Origin of the sequence: Iodidimonas sp. SYSU 1G8, from assembly GCF_039655775.1 — a bacterium.
GTDB lineage: Bacteria > Pseudomonadota > Alphaproteobacteria > SMXS01 > SMXS01 > RI-34.
Map to the genome: position 1 here is coordinate 299,274 of NZ_JBBYXJ010000001.1, position 17,111 is coordinate 316,384.

A 17,111-nucleotide genomic window follows, 5' to 3' on the forward strand; every position below is an offset into this window, starting at 1 on the left:
GACAGTCGGGACGAACCCTAACCGCCCGTCACGCTCATATGGCGTGAAACGGCCGGACGTTCGCGCCGCCGGTCTATCACGAAATCATGACCTTTGGGCTTTCTTCCGATCGCCTCGTCGATGGCGTCGTTCAGCGCGACATTGTCGGCGTCGGCGCGCAGCGCGGCGCGCAGGTCCGCGGAATCTTCCTGCCCCAGGCACATGTACAGCATGCCGGTGCAGGTCACGCGGACCCGATTGCAGGACTCGCAGAAATTATGGGTCATCGGCGTGATGAAGCCGAGCCGTTGCCCGGTCTCCGCCAGGGTTACGTAGCGGGCAGGGCCGCCCGTTGCGTGATCGGACTCGCGCATGTCATGGCGCTGCCCGATCCGCGCCTTGAGCAGGGACAGCGGCATGTAGTTGTCCACCCGCGCCACGTCGACTTCGCCCAGCGGCATGGTTTCGATGAAGGTCAGGTCAAAGCCTTCGCGGCCGCACCAGTCGATGAGCTCGAACGTCTCATCATCATTCACCCCGCGCAGGGCAACCGTATTGATCTTGATGCGGAGCCCGGCCTCCTTGGCGGCCTGCAGCCCGCCGAGAACCTGGTCCAGCTTGCCCCACCGGGTGATCCGGGTGAACTTGGCCGGGTCCAGCGTGTCGACCGAGACGTTGATGCGCTTGATCCCTGCGCCCACCAGATCACGGGCGTAGCGTGCCAGCTGGCTGCCATTGGTCGTCAGGGTCAGCTCGTCCAACGCGCCGCTGAGCAGGTGACGGCCCAGACCATTGATCAACGTCATGATATCGCGGCGCACCAGCGGCTCGCCGCCGGTCAGGCGCAGCTTGCGCACGCCCTTCGCGATGAAGGCCGTACACAGCCGGTCGAGTTCCTCGAGCGTCAGGACATCCGATTTGGGCAGGAATGTCATGTCTTCCGACATGCAGTAGACACAGCGGAAATCGCACCGGTCGGTGACCGATACCCGAAGATAGCTGATGTGCCGCCCGAATGGGTCGATCACGCCGTTTCCCCTGTTCTCACGCCGGTTCCTTATATAGCAGGAAGTCACCTGATTTTAAGGGATTTCGGCTAGACTGCCCTTCCACCCCCTGGCGAGCGGCCGATGAAACCACTGCCCGATGACGAGATTTGGCACGCTCTTTCGGTGAGCCGCGTGCTGGAAACCCTCGCGGCGCCAGGCGAGGGGCTATCGGCGGCGGAAGCGGAATCGCGTCTGCGCCGGCATGGACCCAATGTCCTGCCGGAGATGGCCTCCCGGCCAGCCTGGCGGCGTTTGCTGGCCCAGTTGAACAATATCCTGATTTATCTTCTCCTTGGATCGGCCGCCGTCACGGCCGTGCTGGGCCATGTGACCGATACGCTGGTCATCCTGCTGGTGGTCGCAGCGAACGCTGTCATCGGCTTCGTTCAGGAGGGCCGGGCCGAGAGCGCTATCGCGGGGCTGCGCCGTGCCGTCAGTCCGCTCGCGTCGGCGGTGCGCGACCACGTCAGAACCTCGGTGCCGGCTGAGAGCATCGTTCCCGGCGATCTGGTCATTCTCGATCCCGGGGACAAGGTTCCGGCGGATTTGCGGCTCATCAAGGCCCGCAATCTGGCCGTCGATGAGTCGCTTCTGACCGGCGAGTCCGTGCCGGTGGAAAAGTCCACCGATCCGGTGCCGCCCGACACCCTGCCCGCGGACCGTCGCTGCATGGCATTCTCCGGCACGCTGGTCGTCGCCGGTCAGGGAGTCGGTGTGGCGGTGCGCACCGGAAGCGCGACGGAACTGGGCAGGATCGGCGCTCTTCTTGGCGGCATCGCGACCCTGGTCACACCCCTGCTGCAGCAGGTAAACCGCTTCGGAAGGACATTTGCCTTCGCGATCATCGGGTTGGCTGTGGCAGTGTTTGCCGTCGCCGTCCTTTTGCGCGGCTATAGCACGCCCGACGCCTTCCTCGCCGTGGTCGGTCTCGCGGTGGCGGCCATTCCGGAAGGGCTGCCGGCGGTCATGACCATCGCGCTTGCGGTCGGCGTCCAGCGCATGGCGTGGCGGCAGGCGATCATTCGCAGACTGCCGGCCGTCGAGACGCTGGGATCGGTATCGGTGATCTGCACCGACAAGACAGGCACGCTGACCCGTAATGAGATGACGGTCCGCCATGCGGTCACCGCCGCGGCGGTCTATGCCGTATCGGGCGAGGGGTACGCGCCCTCGGGAGGCTTCTCCGTGGACGGCGCCGATATCGATCCATCGGGACAGGACGATCTGCTGATGCTCGTGAGGGCCGCCGCGCTATGCAACGACGCGGAACTGCATGATAGAGCAGACGGCTGGAGCGTCCATGGCGATCCTCTGGAAGGAGCCCTGATGGCGCTGGCGGTCAAGGCCGGCGCGGCGCCGGATCTGCTTCGCCGGCAGGTGCCTCGCACCGACGAAATTCCTTTCGACGCCAGTCATCGTTTCATGGCGACCCTCAATCACGATCACGACGGTAATGGCCTCATCTTCATCAAGGGTGCGCCGGAGCGAATTCTCGCCATGTGCGGCAGCCAGCGGCGCGGCGGCATGGACGAGACGCTGAACGTCTCCTGGTGGGAAGGGCATGTGGCGCGGCTGGGCGGCGAGGGTCAGCGGGTCATCGCGCTGGCGATGCGCGCGGCCGGACCGGGCGTGCTGACCCTGAACTTTGGCGATGTCGAGAGTGGTTTCTGCCTCCTGGGGCTGGCGGGCATCATCGATCCGCCGCGCGAGGAGGCCATCCGCGCCATCGTCGAGTGCCGTCAGGCGGGCATCGCCATCAAGATGATCACCGGGGATCATGCCGCCACCGCCGCCGCGATCGCGGCGCAGCTCGGTCTGGAGAACGCGGAACAGGTCGCGACCGGCCATGACCTCGACCGGCTCGATGACGCGGCGCTGCGCGACATGGTTCGGGAAACTGCCGTGTTCGCGCGCACGACACCCGAGCACAAGCTGCGCATCGTGCAGGCATTGCAGAACGAGGGAGACATCGTCGCCATGACGGGGGACGGCGTCAACGATGCGCCGGCGCTCAAGCGCGCCGATGTGGGCATCGCCATGGGCGTCAAGGGAACCGAGGTCGCGAAGGAGGCCGCGAGCATGGTCCTCGCCGACGACAATTTCGCGTCGATCGTGGCGGCGGTGCGCGAGGGCCGCACCGTCCACGACAATCTGATGAAGGTCATCGCCTGGACTCTCCCGACGGGTGGCGGAGAAGCGGCCTGTCTGGTCGCCGCCATTCTCGCCGGCGTGATGCTGCCGCTGTCGCCATTGCACATCCTGTGGGTCAATACGATCACGGCCGTCGCGCTTGGCTTGACCCTCGCCTTCGAACCTGCCGAGGCCAACGTCATGGCGCGGCGGCCGCGCGGCAGGGGCCAGCCCATCGTGTCGGGCTTTCTGCTCTGGCGGATCGTGGCGGTTTCCGCCGTCTTTGCTCTTGGAGCATTCGGCGTATTCTTCTGGAGTCTGGAGCGGTCGGCGTCCGTCGATCTCGCTCGTACCCTGGTGGTCAATCTTCTGGTCGTGTTCGAGGTGTTCTACCTGTTCAGCATCCGCTACCTCGATCAGCCGTCGCTGACATGGCGCGGCGTGGTCGGGACGAAGGCCGTTATCCTCGGCGTCCTGGCGGCGGCGGCCTTGCAGTGCGTGTTCACCTACGCGCCTTTCATGAACCGCGTGTTCGCCACCCAGCCGCTCGGCTGGCTCGACTGGGCCGTCGTCGGCGGTGCCGGGGCGGTGCTGTTCGGTCTCCTCGAAGTGGAGAAGGCCCTGCGGCGATCCTTTGCCCACGGCATCCTGGCCGGGAAACGCGGAATCCGCCATGCCTGACCCGGTCTCGATCGAGGACGCCGCGCCGTCCGACGTGCCTGCCATCGCCGCCATTCTCAACCATGCCATCCTGCATACGACCGCCGTCTGGTACGACGACATCCGCACGCCTGCGGAGATGGAGGCCTGGTTCGAACTCAAGCGGATGCGGGGCTATCCGGTGCTGGTGGCGCGGAAGGACGGCCAGGTTCTGGGCTATGCCAGCTACGGGCCGTTCCGGGCGTTCAGCGGTTATCGCCACACCATGGAGCTCTCGGTCTATGTGGCGGCCGAGGCGCGCCGCTCGGGGGCCGGGCGCCGGCTTCTGGCGGCGCTGATCGAGCGCGCGCGGGCCAATGGCGTGCATGTGCTGGTGGGCGGTATCGACGCGGACAACGAGGCCAGCATCGGGCTGCATGCGGCGCTAGGCTTTCAGGAAGTCGCCCGAATGCCACAAATTGGCCGCAAATTCGACCGCTGGCTGACACTGGTTTTCATGCAAAAGCTGCTGAACGAGCCGTGATCACGCCGCCTTCGCGGCGATCCCGGCGAGCGCCTTGACCAACTCGTGAGCGCCGCGAACCCGCTTCTTGTCCTCCGACCAGTCGCGCATCAGGACCAGCGTGTGATCGGGCCGCAGCTTCGCCGTGCCCGACTGCTTGGAGAGGAATTCGACCAGGCCCATCGGATTGTTGAACGACGCGTTGCGGAACGCGACGGTCGCGCCGCGCGGGCCGGCATCCAGCTTGGCGACGCCCGCCTGCTGGCAGAGCTGCTTGATGTTGACGATCTTGAGCAAGCTCTCGACTTCGGCGGGGAGGCTGCCGAAGCGGTCGATCATCTCGGCGGCGAGGGATTCGATCTCCTGCGACGTGCGCAGCTGGGCGATTCGGCGGTAGAGGCCGAGGCGAATGCCGAGATCGGGGACGTAGTCTTCCGGGATGAGGACGGCCGTGCCCAGATTTACCGAGGCCGACCATTCCTCCAGGTTGCTGGTGTCGCCGCCGGTCTGTTCGGTACGGGCGCGCACGACGGCTTCCTCCAGCAGGTGCTGGTAAAGCTCGACGCCAACCTCCTTGATATGGCCGGACTGTTCCTCGCCCAGCAGATTGCCGGCGCCGCGGATGTCCAGATCGTGGCTCGCCAGGGTGAAGCCGGCGCCCAGCTCGTCCAGCGACTGCAGCACCTTCAGGCGCTTCTCGGCGGTCTTGGTGAGGGTCTTGCCGGCCGGGACCGTCAGGTACGCGTAGGCCCGTAATTTCGAGCGGCCGATGCGGCCGCGCAGCTGGTAGAGCTGGGCGAGGCCGAACTGGTCGGCGCGGTGGACGATCATGGTGTTGACCGTCGGAATGTCGATGCCGGATTCGATGATGGTCGTCGACAGCAGCACGTCGAAACGATTGTCGTAGAACGCGTTCATCACGTCCTCGAGTTGTTCCGACGGCATCTGGCCGTGGGCCACGGCGAATTTCACTTCCGGCACGCTTTCCTTCAGGAACGCTTCGATTTCGGCCAGATCGGCGATGCGCGGACAGACATAATAGGACTGGCCGCCGCGATAGTGCTCGCGCAGCAACGCTTCGCGAATGGCCAGCGGATCGTGCGGCATGACGAAGGTGCGCACCGCGAGCCGGTCCACAGGCGGTGTCGCGATGATGCTGAGGCCGCGCATGCCGCTCATGGCAAGCTGGAGGGTGCGCGGGATCGGCGTGGCCGTGAGCGTGAGCACATGCACGTCCTCGCGCAGTGCTTTCAGCCGCTCCTTGTGGCGCACGCCGAAATGCTGCTCTTCGTCGATGATCAGCAGGCCAAGGTCGTGGAACTTGATGCCCTTGCCGAGCAGCGCGTGGGTGCCGACCACGATGTCCACATGACCGCTGGCGAGGTTCTCCTTGATCAGCTTGGCGTCCTTGGCCGAGACCAGCCGGGACAATTGCTCGATGCGCACGGGCAGGCCCGCGAAGCGCTCGGTGAACGATTTGAAATGCTGGCGCACCAGCAGAGTCGTCGGGGCGATCAGCGCCACCTGACGGCCTTCCAGCGCGGCGATGAACGCGGTCCGCAGCGCCACTTCGGTCTTGCCAAAACCCACATCGCCGCAGATCAGCCGGTCCATCGGCTTGCCCTGGGCCAGATCTTGGGTGACGTCGTCGATGGCGCGCAGCTGGTCGTCGGTTTCCTGATAGGGGAAACGGGCGCAGAACTCGTCGTAAAGGCCCTGCGGCGGCAACAGCCTCGGCGCGACGCGCAACTCGCGCGCGGCGGCGATCTTCATCAGCTCTTCCGCCATGTCCTTCAGCCGCTGCTTCAGCGCCGCCTTGCGGCTTTGCCAGGCCTGGCCGCCCAGCTTGTCGAGTTGGACGATGGCGTCTTCCGACCCGTAGCGGGACAGGACGTCGATGTTCTCGACAGGGACGAACAGCTTGTCGCCGCCGGCGTAGACCAGCATGACGCAATCGTGGGGCGCGCCCGAGACCTCGATGGTCTTGAGGCCTTCATAGCGTCCGATGCCGTGGTCGAGATGGACGACATAGTCGCCTTCGTTCAACGACGAGGCCTCGGCGATGAAGTTTTCGGCGCGGCGCGAGCGCTTGGGCTTGCGGATCAGTCGATCGCCGAGAATGTCCTGCTCGGTCACCAGCGCCAGATCGGCCGTTTCGAACCCATGTTCCAGCCGCAGCACGCTGAGCCCGGCAATGTTCTTCGGCAGCGTCTCGATATCCGACCAGTGGTCGATCCGCTTTGTCCCCGTCATGCCGTGATCGGCCATGACCAGGCCAAGCCGCTCGCGCGAGCCTTCGCTGTAGCTGGCGATCAGCACGCGCTTGCCGGAATCGACCAGGGTGATCAGGTGCTGGCGCAGCGCGTCATAGACATTGACCTCGCGCGCATTGCGCTCGGGCGCGAAATCGCGGCCCTTGCGCGCGCCGTAGTCGACCACGCTGGCGCTTTCCGGCACCTGATACGCGTTAAAGGCGCGCGCGTCGTGCTTTTCCAGCTTGGCGTTCCATTCCGCCGGATCGAGATACAGCATCTTCGGCGCCAGCGGATGATAGCGGTTGGCGCCTTTCTGGTCGGCCTGTTCCTTGCGGGAGCGGAAATAGTCCTCGATCATCTCGTGACGGGACGAGAAGGACTCGTCGGCGAGATGGTCCAGGCTGACGAAGGCGTCCGGCAGGTAGTCGAAGATGGTGTCCATGCCGTCGTAGAACAGCGGCAGCCAGTGTTCCATGCCCTGATACTTGCGGCCCTCGCTGACCGCTTCATAAAGCGGGTCGCCGCCAGTGACGGCGCCGAACAGTTCGCGGTAGCCCTTGCGGAAGCGGGTGATGGAGGCCTCGTCCAGCGGCGCTTCGCTGACCGGCACCAGCCGGAACTTCTTGTCCTTGCCGGTGGTCAGCTGGTTCAGCGGATCGAAGCGGCGGATGCCGTCCAGCGAGTCGCCGAAGAAATCCAGGCGGATCGGTTCTTCCGCGCCAGCCGGGAATATGTCCACCAGACCGCCGCGCACGGCGAACTCACCGGCTTCGCTGACGGTGCTGGAGCGGACATAGCCGTTCTCCGACAGGAAGCGCACGAGGTCGTCGATCTTCACCGTGTCGCCGATTTTGGCGATGAAGCTGTTCCGGCGCAGGACGTCGCGCGGCGGCAGCCGCTGGCTCGCGGCGTTGACGGTGGTGAGGACCACCCGCATGCGCTGGCCTGGGGCCGCGAGCAGGCTCAACGTTTCCATGCGCCGGGCGCACAGGACCGGATTGGGGGAAATCCGGTCGTAGGGGAGGCAGTCCCAGGCGGGCAGGGTGATGATCTCGATCTCGGGCGCGAAGAATTCCAGCGCATCCTGCAGGGCCGACAGCCGCGCGTCGTCGCGGGCGACGTGAAGTATTCCGCCGCTCAGGCCTTCGGCCAGACGCGCACGCGCCACTTCGGCCAGGATGAGCGCGTCAGCGCCCTCGGGCACGCCGCACAGGGTCAGGCGGCCGGCCATTTCGAGGACGCGTGGGTTCACCGCAACCCCTCGACGGTGAAATCGAATGCCTGAAGCATGGACATCACCCGGGTACGATGAGCTTCCGGGACCGGATCACGTCCGATCACCCAGCCATAGACATCGAGATCCTGTTCGTCCAGCAGCGCCGAGAAATGGGCGAGGTCCTCGGCGCCCAGTTCCTCCAGATGGGCATCGGCGAACCCGCCCATCATGAGATCACTCTCCTTCGTGCCCCTGTGCCAGGCACGGAACCGCAATTTCTTGCGCAGAATTTCCAGGGTCTCGGTCATGAAGCTCGCTCCCTTCGCGGCCCCCGATATAATGTCTCCCAGCCTGTCTGTCAGCATCTGGAAGGGCCTTTTCCCTTTATGCGTCCCGAAGTCCTGTTTCCGGTGTTCGCATCCGTGACCACGCTGCCCGGCGTCGGGCCGCGCATGGCCAAGCTGATCGAACGTCTGGCCGGCGGCAAGGTTGCCGATCTGTGCTGGCATCTGCCCGCCGGATTGATCGACCGGCGCTTTGCTCCGAACGTCGCCGATGCCCCTATCGGCGCGGTGGCGACGCTGACCGTCCGCGTCGACCGGCACGAGAAGCCGCACAGCACGCGCGGTCCGTACCGCGTGATCTGCGCCGACGAGACCGGGTTCATCTCGCTTGTCTATTTCAGCGCCCGCGACGACTATCTGCGCAAGCTGTTGCCCGAGGGCAGCGTCAGGATCGTCAGCGGCGTCGTCGAGGAGTTCAACGGCGGGCGGCAGATGAACCATCCCGACTATGTGGTCAGCGTCGAGAACCGCGCCTCGGTGCAGATCGTCGAGCCGGTCTATCCGTTGACGGCCGGACTATCGCCCAAGATCCTGACCAAGGCGATCCGGGCCGCGCTCGCCCAGTTGCCTTCCCTGCCGGAATGGACGCCCGCTGAACTGCTGTCGGCGCGCGGCTGGCGGCCATGGGCCGATGCGTTGCGCGCCGCGCATAGCCCCGAAACCATGGACGATCTCGCGCCATCGGCGCCCGCGCGCGAGCGGCTCGCCTACGATGAGCTGCTCGCCAATCAGCTTGCCCTCGCGCTGGTAAGAACGCGGATGCGCCGTGCCCGGGGGCGGCCTGTCAGGGGCGATGGCCGCCTGCGGTCGCGACTGGCGGCCCTGTTGCCGTACAGGCTGACCAATGCCCAGCAGACGGCCATCGATGAAATTCTGGCCGACATGGCGTCGCCTGACCGCATGCTGCGCCTGCTACAGGGCGATGTGGGCAGCGGCAAGACCGTCGTGGCGCTGCATGCCATGCTGGCCGCCGTGGAAGAGGGGGCGCAGGGTGCGCTGCTCGCGCCCACGGAAATTCTCGCCCGTCAGCACTTCCAAACGCTGCTTCCCTTCGCCGATCAGTTGGGCCTGCGGATCAAGCTGCTGACGGGGCGTGACAAGGGCAAGGCGCGGGAAACGCTGCTCGCGGATATCGCGTCCGGCACGGCCAACATCATCGTCGGCACCCATGCCCTGTTGCAGGACGACGTGGCCTTTCATGACCTCGCCGTCGCCGTGATCGACGAGCAGCACCGTTTTGGCGTTCACCAGAGATTGACCTTGTCGGCCAAGGGCGGCGGTCCTGTGGACGTGCTGGTGATGACGGCCACGCCCATCCCGCGCACGTTGACCCTGACCAGCTATGGCGACATGGATGTCTCGCGCCTGACCGAGAAACCGCCGGGACGCACGCCCATCGACACCCGCGCGGTTCCCGCGACCCGTCTGGATGAGGTCGTCTCCGGGCTTGAGCGGGCGATGGGACGAGGCGCGCAGGCCTATTGGGTCTGCCCGCTGGTGGAGGAATCGGAAGTGCTGGACGTCGCCGCGGCCGAGCAGCGCCACGAAGCCTTGCAGAAGCGGTTCGGCGACCGTGTCGGCCTGCTGCATGGCAAGATGAAATCGGCCGAGAAGGATGCCGTGATGGCCCGGTTCTCTGCCGGCGAGCTGACAATCCTGGTGGCCACCACCGTGATCGAGGTGGGGGTGGATGTGCCCAACGCCAGCATCATGGTGATCGAGCATGCGGAACGGTTCGGTCTGGCGCAGTTGCATCAGCTTCGGGGTCGCGTGGGCCGCGGCTCTGAAAAGTCGTCCTGCATCCTGCTCTACGGGTCACCGCTCAGCGAGACGGCCCAGCAACGCCTGAAGGTCATCCGCGACACGGATGATGGTTTCGTCATCGCGGAAGAGGATCTTCGTCTGCGCGGCGCCGGTGAACTGCTTGGAACCAGGCAAAGCGGCATGCCCCGGTTTCGGGTCGCGGACCTTGAAGTCCATGGCGATCTGCTGGCCCTCGCGCGGGAAGAGGCCACCCGGATTCTCGCGCAGGATCCGCAACTAAAAGGGCCTCGCAGTGATGCCTTGCGTGTGCTGCTCTACCTTTTCGAACGGGATGCCGCGATCAGGTACTTGGCCTCGGGCTGAACGGGATCGTGGCGCGGTTCGTTTCACTATCCACCCGCTTCACACGGGCGCGCCATTCCATCAACAGGGCAGGCAGCGCGAGGCTTGCGATCCCCGCGATGGCGATCATGGTTTTTTGTCCCTCCGGCAAGGGACCCATCTGGCGATCAAAAGCGGCAAGCACGTAGACCAAAACCACGTGGTAGGCATAAACCTGCAACGAGTGCCGACCCAGCAGACGCAGAAACCTTAACTGGAAAATCCAGGTCAGTGCCGCGCTCAGAGAACGCAGGGTGCCATTTCGGGTCTGCTTGCCGGCCACGATCAGCCAGCCGACCGCGTAGGCCATCGCCGCGAAGTTCAACAGATATATCGCACCGAATTCCGGGCGGTTGTCATAGGGCGCAAGCCGCTGAAGGATATCTTCGGGCAGTATCTGAGCGGTCAGGGACAGCTTTAGAGCAAGGAAGAAGGTCAGCACGGCGACCGCGATGGTGAAGGGGAAGCGCCGATGCGGGTTGAACAGCCGGTCGAGGTCGAGTTTGCCCTGAATGGCGAGCGTGCCGAGAACCATGCCGGCCATGAACACAATCTGCCAGGCCATCAAATTGAAGTGCCCCCGCATGGCCAGTCCGTCCTGGGCGGCGCCGAGTCCAGCATTCATGGTGTTGGCGAGCGGCAGATGCAATCCGATCTGTACCGCGAACCAGAGCAGGCCGGACAACGCGGCGACCCAGTGCCACTTGCCCTTGACGCAGAGCCATAGCAGCGGCGGGGCCGCCGTCAGGTAGACGATATATTGGGGCAGGATGTCCATGTAGGTGGGCTGGTAGAGCAGCGTCAGCGCCGCCGCCAGATAGGCATATCCGCCGCCCACGAGGCCCTCCAGCCATGGCTGCCAGGCGCTGGCGGCATTGGGAATGATGCGCATCAGGATAAGCACGGCGGCCAGGCACCCGGCGGCATAGGCGAACAGTTCAAGGGCACGGCGCCACATGATCGGCCCGGCCGTCGCCAGACCTTTCTCTGCCATGCGCCGCGTGTAAACCATGCCGATGAGCAGGCCCGACAGGAAGACGAAACCGGGTGCATCCTGTACGAAGCTCAGTTCAGCATGGTTGATCTTGACCAGCATGTAGCTGCCCTGAAACGACAGATGATTGAGCAGCATGAAAACGAGAAAATACCCGCGCATGCCATCAAGGATGACAAATCGCTCTGGACTGCCTTTGCCGACTGTTCGCGCGCCGGGTGAAGATGTCATGCCGGTTTTCCTTGTCGTGTCTGGCCGGGTCACGTTTGCATGTAGTTGTAGAAATTGACGGATTGGGTCCACCATGGGGCCGAAAGATGACTTTTGCCGCCACATGACGTGACCTCGGGGCCTGCCGTTCTATGTTTCGGTAAGCCAGTCGTGCCGGAGGATTGCCATGAACAGCTCATTCTCGCCTGACCGCCGCGCTGTTCTCGGCCTGCTCGCGGCATCGGGCGCCCTGGCCGCCATGCCGGCCCTCGCACAGCCCGCGCCCCCGTTGAAGCGCCCCATCCCATCGACAGGAGAGACGCTGCCCGTCATCGGGCTGGGAAGCTGGCAGACGTTCAACGTCGGAGACGACCGGGCGCTACGCGACGGCTGCGCCGATGTGATGAAGGCGTTTTTCGATCTCGGCGGCACCATGATCGATTCCTCGCCCATGTACGGCTCGTCCCAGCCGGTCATTGGCTATGGGCTGCAGAAGCTCGGCAAGACGCGCGCGGTGTTTTCCGCCGACAAGGTCTGGATTTCGTCCGGCGACGAGGGGCCGAGTCAGATCGAACAATCGCGGCAGTACTGGCGGGTGCCGTACTTCCACCTGATGCAGGTCCACAATCTGCGCTCGTGGGAAGCGCAGCTCGAGACATTGCAGGCCATGAAGCAGGCGAAGCGTCTTCGCTATGTGGGCATCACCACGTCACATGGACGACGGCATGATGAGTTCGAACGGATCATGCGCGATCATGAACTGGACTTCATCCAGGTCACCTACAACATCCTCGACCGCGAGGTGGAGCAGCGCATCCTGCCGCTGGCCCGGGAAAAAGGCATCGCGGTGATCGCCAACAGGCCGTTCCGGCAAGGCGACCTGATCGCGGCCGTGCAGCGCCACGAGCTGCCGGACTGGGCGGCCGAGATCGACTGCGCGAACTGGGCACAGTTCCTGCTGAAGTTCGTGATCTCCCATCCCGCGATGACCTGCGCCATTCCGGCGACCAGCCGGGTCGATCATCTTCGCGAGAACATGGGCGCGGCGCGCGGTCGGCTGCCGGATGAGGCCATGCGCAGGCGGATGGCTGCGCATGTCGGTCAGCTCTGATGGATCACTGGCTCAGTTACAGCCTGGAAGACTTCCTGCTGTTTTCGCCCAGCACCTACTACCGTCTGTTCGAAAGCCTGAACGTGTCGGCCTGGCCGCTGCATCTGGTCACGCTGGCGTTTGGCGTGCTCCTTGTCGCGATGCTCCGGCGACAGGTGTGGTGGCGCGGTTACGCGATAGCCACCGGCCTCGCCGCCTGCTGGCTGTGGGTCGCATGGGCGTATCATCTGGAACGGTATGCCGGGATAAACTGGGCCGCGCCGTGGCTGGCGGGCGCGTTCGCCGCGCAGGCGCTGCTGCTCATCTGGCTCGGCGTCATCCATAACCGGTTTTCCCCTGGCGCCGTCGAAGGCAGCGCGCGTTACGCGGCCCCTGCCTTTCTGCTGTTCGCGCTCGTGCTTCAGCCCCTGGCCGGACTCCTCGCCGGGCGCTCGTGGGCGGGCGCGGAAATATTCGGCATCGCGCCCGACCCGACGGTCACGGCGACGCTGGGGCTGGTGCTGCTGGCGTCCGGCGCCGCGCGCTGGATCTTGTTGGTTATTCCCGTGCTGTGGTGCGTGGTCAGCGGCGCGACCCTTCAGGCCATGGGATCGCCGGAGGCCTGGATGATGCCTTTGCTGGGGCTCGCCGCCATCGTCGCGGCCGTCGCGGATCCGCGCCGCCGCTAGTCCGGGCGGCGGGAAGTGTCGTATATCTGCCGTCCATGAGTCGTCGCCGGCCCGCCGGCGCGCATCAGCATTCAGGGGAGAAAGTCATGTCGCGGCTGGAGAAGATTTTTGGCGGTTTGCCGGACAAGCCGGGCGCCGAGCACATGCGGACGCTGTTCGACCGCTACCGGGCGCTGATGACGAAAGGCGACCTCGATGGGATCGTGGCCCTGTTCGCGCCCGACGCGCGCTGGGAGGAGCCGGTCGGGACCGCGCCGGCCATCGGCCATGACGCCATCCGCGCCCGCTACAAGGCGGCGCTCGACGGCTCGGGCGGCTCGATCCCGGTCGAGGCGGAGGGCGCGGTACGGATCGCCGGCAACCGGGCGCTCGCCACGTCCATCGCCCGCGTCGCGCCCGACGGTCATCCGCTGATGGTCGAGAGCGCCAACGTCATCACCTGCGACGAGGACGGACTGATCACCGAAATGCTGGTCTATGTCGGCCCCACAAATTTCAAGCCGATCAAGGAGTAAGGCCATGGTATCGCGCCGCGACCAGATCACCATGACGCCGGAAGAGCTGAAGGCGTTCATCCTCCGCGAACATACGCTCATCATCGTTTCCAACGGACCGCATGGCTTTCCCCATCCCATGCCCATGTTTTTCTATCTAGACGAGCAGGGGCGGTTTCTGGTGTCCACCTACGGCGCGAGCCAGAAGGTGGTGAACCTGAAGCGGGACCCGAAGGCGGCGCTGCTGATCGAGGCGGGCCATGATTATGCCGAGTTGCAGTCCATGATGGCCGAGGCGACCGCCGAGATCATCGAGGACAATGATTTCGTGGTGGAGACCATGATGAACATCCGCCGCCAGCGCGACCCGTCGAAGACCGATTTTCCGCCGGAAGAGATGGAAAGCATCCGCTATTCCGCCCGCAAGCGCGTGATCATCCGCTTCACGCCGGTCAAGACCATCAGCTGGGACCACTCAAAGCTGGGCGGGACGTATTGAGGTTGGCCGACGCCTGATCGGGGCCGCCGCCGGTTCTGGCGTCCGGTGGACCTCTCAGATCAGTTGCCCGATGCCGAACAGCAGCACCGAGATCGCGGCGCTGATCCTGATCGCTCTTTCCATTTTCACGACGAGGGGATCGGCTCGAGGGCCGGTTCTGATCTCGATCCCGGGCAACAGGGCCGTGACCGCCACCGCGAACGAGCCGGCGATGATCGCCAGAGAGGTGACGACAAGATCGGGTGTGACGTTCCAGGTGGCGATCCTGTAGAGGAGCCTGACGCCGAACAGCAGGATGGCGCCGAGCGCGAGGCCCAACAGCCCGGCGCCGATCAGTCCGTCCATCGGGAAATGCCAGGGACGGTGCTTGCTCAGAAAATCATAAATGGTGCCGGCTGCTGATTCCGCCCAGTAGGGGCTGTCGGCCTCGACGAAGACACCGGGTCCGCTATTGTAAAGATTGACGAGGATCCGCCGCTGTCCCTCGGGCCTCTTCGTGCTGTCCCGCGCGGTGATGCTGACCATGTGCAGGCTGGGGGACAATCCCGGATTCGCCAGGAACTCGGCGGGATCGTTGGCTCGGATTGTTGAAAGGCCACTGCTGTCCTTGATCCGGATTTTCACCGGGTCCGGCGAGAATTCGTCAGCGATCAGGGCGACCAGTTGCTCGAACTCGGCGCGTCCCATCCGGACAGGCGGCAGGTTCTTGCTGATGGTGACACTGTTCACGACGTGCAGGCCTCGTGCCGGGCGCGAGTGCCCCCATGGCCGCGCCGTCGTGCAAAGCTTGCCTGAAAGCCGGGGAGATGACGAGAGGCCTCGGGTACCGGCGCTGGGCGGTGCTTACAGCGGCTTCTCGTACATCCGGTAGGTTTTGTAGTGCCGGCACAGGATCATTTCGAGAATGCGCTGCATGGGCACGTTGCTCTCGAGAATCCACGAGAGTTCCGCTCGGCGGTAGCCGACCTCGCGTGTCGTGGCCTGGCGAATGGTCTCGATCAGCAACAGCGCCATCGACGCGCCGGCCAGCGTGCCCTGGAACTGCTTGCGCACGCCCATGAGCGGCACACGGCACTGGGTCGGCGACTTGACCAGCAGGCGCCAGGCCAGCTTGGCCCAGCCGAAGGGCAGCATGTTGCCGTTGAGGTCGCGGGCCGCCTGGTTGATGTCGGGCACGGTCAGCATGAAGGCGGTCGGGACGCCTTCCCACTCGGCGATCATGCAGCCCTGTTCCTTGATGAAAGGCTTCAGGTCGCGGCCCATCTTGTCGATCTCGGCGTCGGTCATGGGGATGTAGCCCCAATTGTCGCGCCAGGCGTCGTTGAAGATGTCGATGATGATCTTCAGCTCGTCGGCGAAGTTCTTCTTGCTGACCCGGCGCAGCTTAAGCTTGTCCTGCTTGCGCGCCTTGTCGAGCAGGCGCTGCACGTTGCCGGGGAATTCGTGGGTTATGTTGAGATCGTACGCCCAGAGATCCTGGACCTTGGCATAGCCCATGGCCTCGACATGCTGGCCGTAATAGGGGCGGGCATGGCCCATGAGCAGGCGCGGCGGCTCGTCGAAGCCCTCGACCAGCAGGCCGGATTCCTCGTTGATCGAGGGGCTGAACGGACCCAGCACGCGCGTCATGCCGCGGGCGCGCAGCCAGTCTTCGGCGGCATGGAACAGGGCGTCGAACACCAGCGGGTCGTCGACGGCCTCGAGGAAACCGAAATGGCCGGTGCCCGGTCCCTGGTGCTCCTGCGCCAGCCGGTCGACCTGCGCACTGATCCGCCCGACGGGCTTGCCGTCGATGCGGGCCAGGAAATAGGCCGCCTCGGCATGCTGGAAGAAGGGGTTCTTGCGCCGGTCGAGCATTTCGCGGCGCTCGAAGCGCAGCGGCGGCGTCCAGTAGGGATCGTCCCGGTACACCGTCCACGGAACACTGATGAAGGCCTCGAGATCGGCCTTCGTTACCACCTCGGCGACGTCGACGCCGCCTTCACCGAACCCCATGGGCTTCAGGCCGCTTCGCGCTGGCGGCGGTCGCGGGGCGTTCCCGTATCGACACCGCCGGAGAGCTTGGCGACCCAGGGATACCGAGAGGCCATGCCTTCGTCATATCCCAGGTTGAACACGGTCGCGCTTTTCGGCGGACGGTTGGCGTTGGTGTACAGGGTGCCGAACAGGCGGTCCCACATGAAGTTGGTGATGCCGAAATTGCCCTGCTCGTTGTGGAAATGGTGCGCCATGTGCTGCTGTTTCATGCGCGCCAGGATCGGGTTCTTCGGCTTGTAGGACAGATGCTCGATGCAGTGGCAGAACTCGTAGAAGCAGGTGATCACCGCGCCGGTCGCCAGGCCGAACGCCGCGCCCGGCCAGCCGGCGAGGACGTAGCCGACGGGCATGGTGGCTGCGGCGACGGTGGGCAGGGTGGTGTAGAGCGCGCCGAACAGGATGTGCAGGTCGTGCGGATCCTGGTGGTGATCGTAATGGATGCGCTTCCATACCGGCGCGGTCAGCGGCGATTTCGCCAGCCAGTTGCCGTGCAGGATGAAGCGGTGGATGCCGTACCAGGCCAGCGGATAGATCAGGGCCGAGGCCAGACCTGTCAGCAGGAGCGGGCCGATGGGCGCGCCGCTGCTCAGGGCATAGGCGTAGCCGGCGATGGCGACGACGATGTAGGCTTGGATTGCATAATACTGGAAGTACGCGACGGTGAGTTCCTTCAGCGTCATCTTGTCGAGATGGTGACGCCGCCGTTTCCAGAAGCCGATCTTGATCACGATGTCTTGCGTCCTGTTCAGCCTGCCTGCATGCCGCACTATAGCACGGTCGCCGGGAAAATAGTCCTCCTCGCGGGATTATCCAACGGG

Annotated in this window: 14 protein-coding genes; 7 read left to right on the top strand and 7 right to left on the bottom strand. The window is 64.9% G+C overall.

From position 1 onward, the window contains the following. Positions 1–17: 17 nt before the first annotated feature. A complete protein-coding gene (gene moaA / locus WJU17_RS01465) occupies positions 18–1,007 on the bottom strand; it encodes a GTP 3',8-cyclase MoaA (protein WP_346325573.1) in 990 nt (329 codons plus the stop codon). A gap of 102 nt (positions 1,008–1,109) precedes the next feature. Here moaA and WJU17_RS01470 point away from each other — a divergent pair, with 102 nt between their 5' ends. Then, the gene (locus WJU17_RS01470; protein ID WP_346325574.1) at positions 1,110–3,839 is read left to right on the top strand and encodes an HAD-IC family P-type ATPase; all 2,730 of its coding nucleotides are present in this window, start codon (positions 1,110–1,112) and stop codon (positions 3,837–3,839) included. After that, positions 3,832–4,341 carry an N-acetyltransferase family protein gene (locus tag WJU17_RS01475; RefSeq protein ID WP_346325575.1) on the top strand — a complete coding sequence of 170 codons (510 nt, stop codon included), beginning with the start codon at positions 3,832–3,834 and terminating at the stop codon, positions 4,339–4,341. Before WJU17_RS01470 ends, WJU17_RS01475 begins: the two co-directional genes overlap by 8 nt. Here the strand turns inward: WJU17_RS01475 and mfd are convergent, their stop codons facing one another. Together mfd and WJU17_RS01485 are read right to left on the bottom strand one after the other, a co-directional pair. Further along, positions 4,342–7,827 (bottom strand): transcription-repair coupling factor, encoded by a 3,486-nt coding sequence (gene mfd / locus WJU17_RS01480; RefSeq protein ID WP_346325576.1) that lies wholly within the window; start codon positions 7,825–7,827, stop codon positions 4,342–4,344. Further along, positions 7,824–8,099, bottom strand: coding sequence for a succinate dehydrogenase assembly factor 2 (locus WJU17_RS01485; RefSeq protein ID WP_346325577.1), 276 nt, complete (start codon positions 8,097–8,099; stop codon positions 7,824–7,826). The genes mfd and WJU17_RS01485 overlap by 4 nt, the downstream gene beginning before the upstream one ends. A gap of 78 nt (positions 8,100–8,177) precedes the next feature. Here WJU17_RS01485 and recG point away from each other — a divergent pair, with 78 nt between their 5' ends. Beyond that, positions 8,178–10,262 (top strand): ATP-dependent DNA helicase RecG, encoded by a 2,085-nt coding sequence (recG, locus tag WJU17_RS01490; RefSeq protein ID WP_346325578.1) that lies wholly within the window; start codon positions 8,178–8,180, stop codon positions 10,260–10,262. Here the strand turns inward: recG and opgC are convergent. Beyond that, positions 10,240–11,505 (bottom strand): OpgC domain-containing protein, encoded by a 1,266-nt coding sequence (gene opgC / locus WJU17_RS01495; RefSeq protein WP_346325579.1) that lies wholly within the window; start codon positions 11,503–11,505, stop codon positions 10,240–10,242. The two genes, recG and opgC, sit on opposite strands and share 23 nt — an antisense overlap. Positions 11,506–11,743: 238 nt before the next feature. Between opgC and WJU17_RS01500 the strand changes: the two genes are divergently transcribed. The 4 genes from WJU17_RS01500 to WJU17_RS01515 all read left to right on the top strand — a co-directional run bounded on the left by WJU17_RS01500 (position 11,744) and on the right by WJU17_RS01515 (position 14,256). After that, positions 11,744–12,595, top strand: coding sequence for an aldo/keto reductase (locus WJU17_RS01500; protein ID WP_346327368.1), 852 nt, complete (start codon positions 11,744–11,746; stop codon positions 12,593–12,595). Beyond that, positions 12,595–13,263, top strand: coding sequence for a DUF6064 family protein (locus WJU17_RS01505; RefSeq protein ID WP_346325580.1), 669 nt, complete (start codon positions 12,595–12,597; stop codon positions 13,261–13,263). The genes WJU17_RS01500 and WJU17_RS01505 overlap by 1 nt, the downstream gene beginning before the upstream one ends. A gap of 86 nt (positions 13,264–13,349) precedes the next feature. Further along, positions 13,350–13,778, top strand: a complete 429-nt coding sequence (locus tag WJU17_RS01510; protein WP_346325581.1) for a nuclear transport factor 2 family protein — start codon at positions 13,350–13,352, stop codon at positions 13,776–13,778. Positions 13,779–13,782: 4 nt separating this feature from the next. Beyond that, positions 13,783–14,256, top strand: coding sequence for a pyridoxamine 5'-phosphate oxidase family protein (locus WJU17_RS01515; RefSeq protein ID WP_346325582.1), 474 nt, complete (start codon positions 13,783–13,785; stop codon positions 14,254–14,256). 54 nt (positions 14,257–14,310) lie between these two features. Here the strand turns inward: WJU17_RS01515 and WJU17_RS01520 are convergent, their stop codons facing one another. The 3 genes from WJU17_RS01520 to WJU17_RS01530 all read right to left on the bottom strand — a co-directional run bounded on the left by WJU17_RS01520 (position 14,311) and on the right by WJU17_RS01530 (position 17,021). Further along, positions 14,311–14,985, bottom strand: coding sequence for a hypothetical protein (locus tag WJU17_RS01520; protein WP_346325583.1), 675 nt, complete (start codon positions 14,983–14,985; stop codon positions 14,311–14,313). 114 nt (positions 14,986–15,099) lie between these two features. After that, positions 15,100–16,251, bottom strand: coding sequence for a hypothetical protein (locus WJU17_RS01525; RefSeq protein WP_346325584.1), 1,152 nt, complete (start codon positions 16,249–16,251; stop codon positions 15,100–15,102). 5 nt (positions 16,252–16,256) lie between these two features. Continuing rightward, the gene (locus WJU17_RS01530; RefSeq protein ID WP_346325585.1) at positions 16,257–17,021 is read right to left on the bottom strand and encodes a sterol desaturase family protein; all 765 of its coding nucleotides are present in this window, start codon (positions 17,019–17,021) and stop codon (positions 16,257–16,259) included. Positions 17,022–17,111 lie beyond the last annotated feature (90 nt).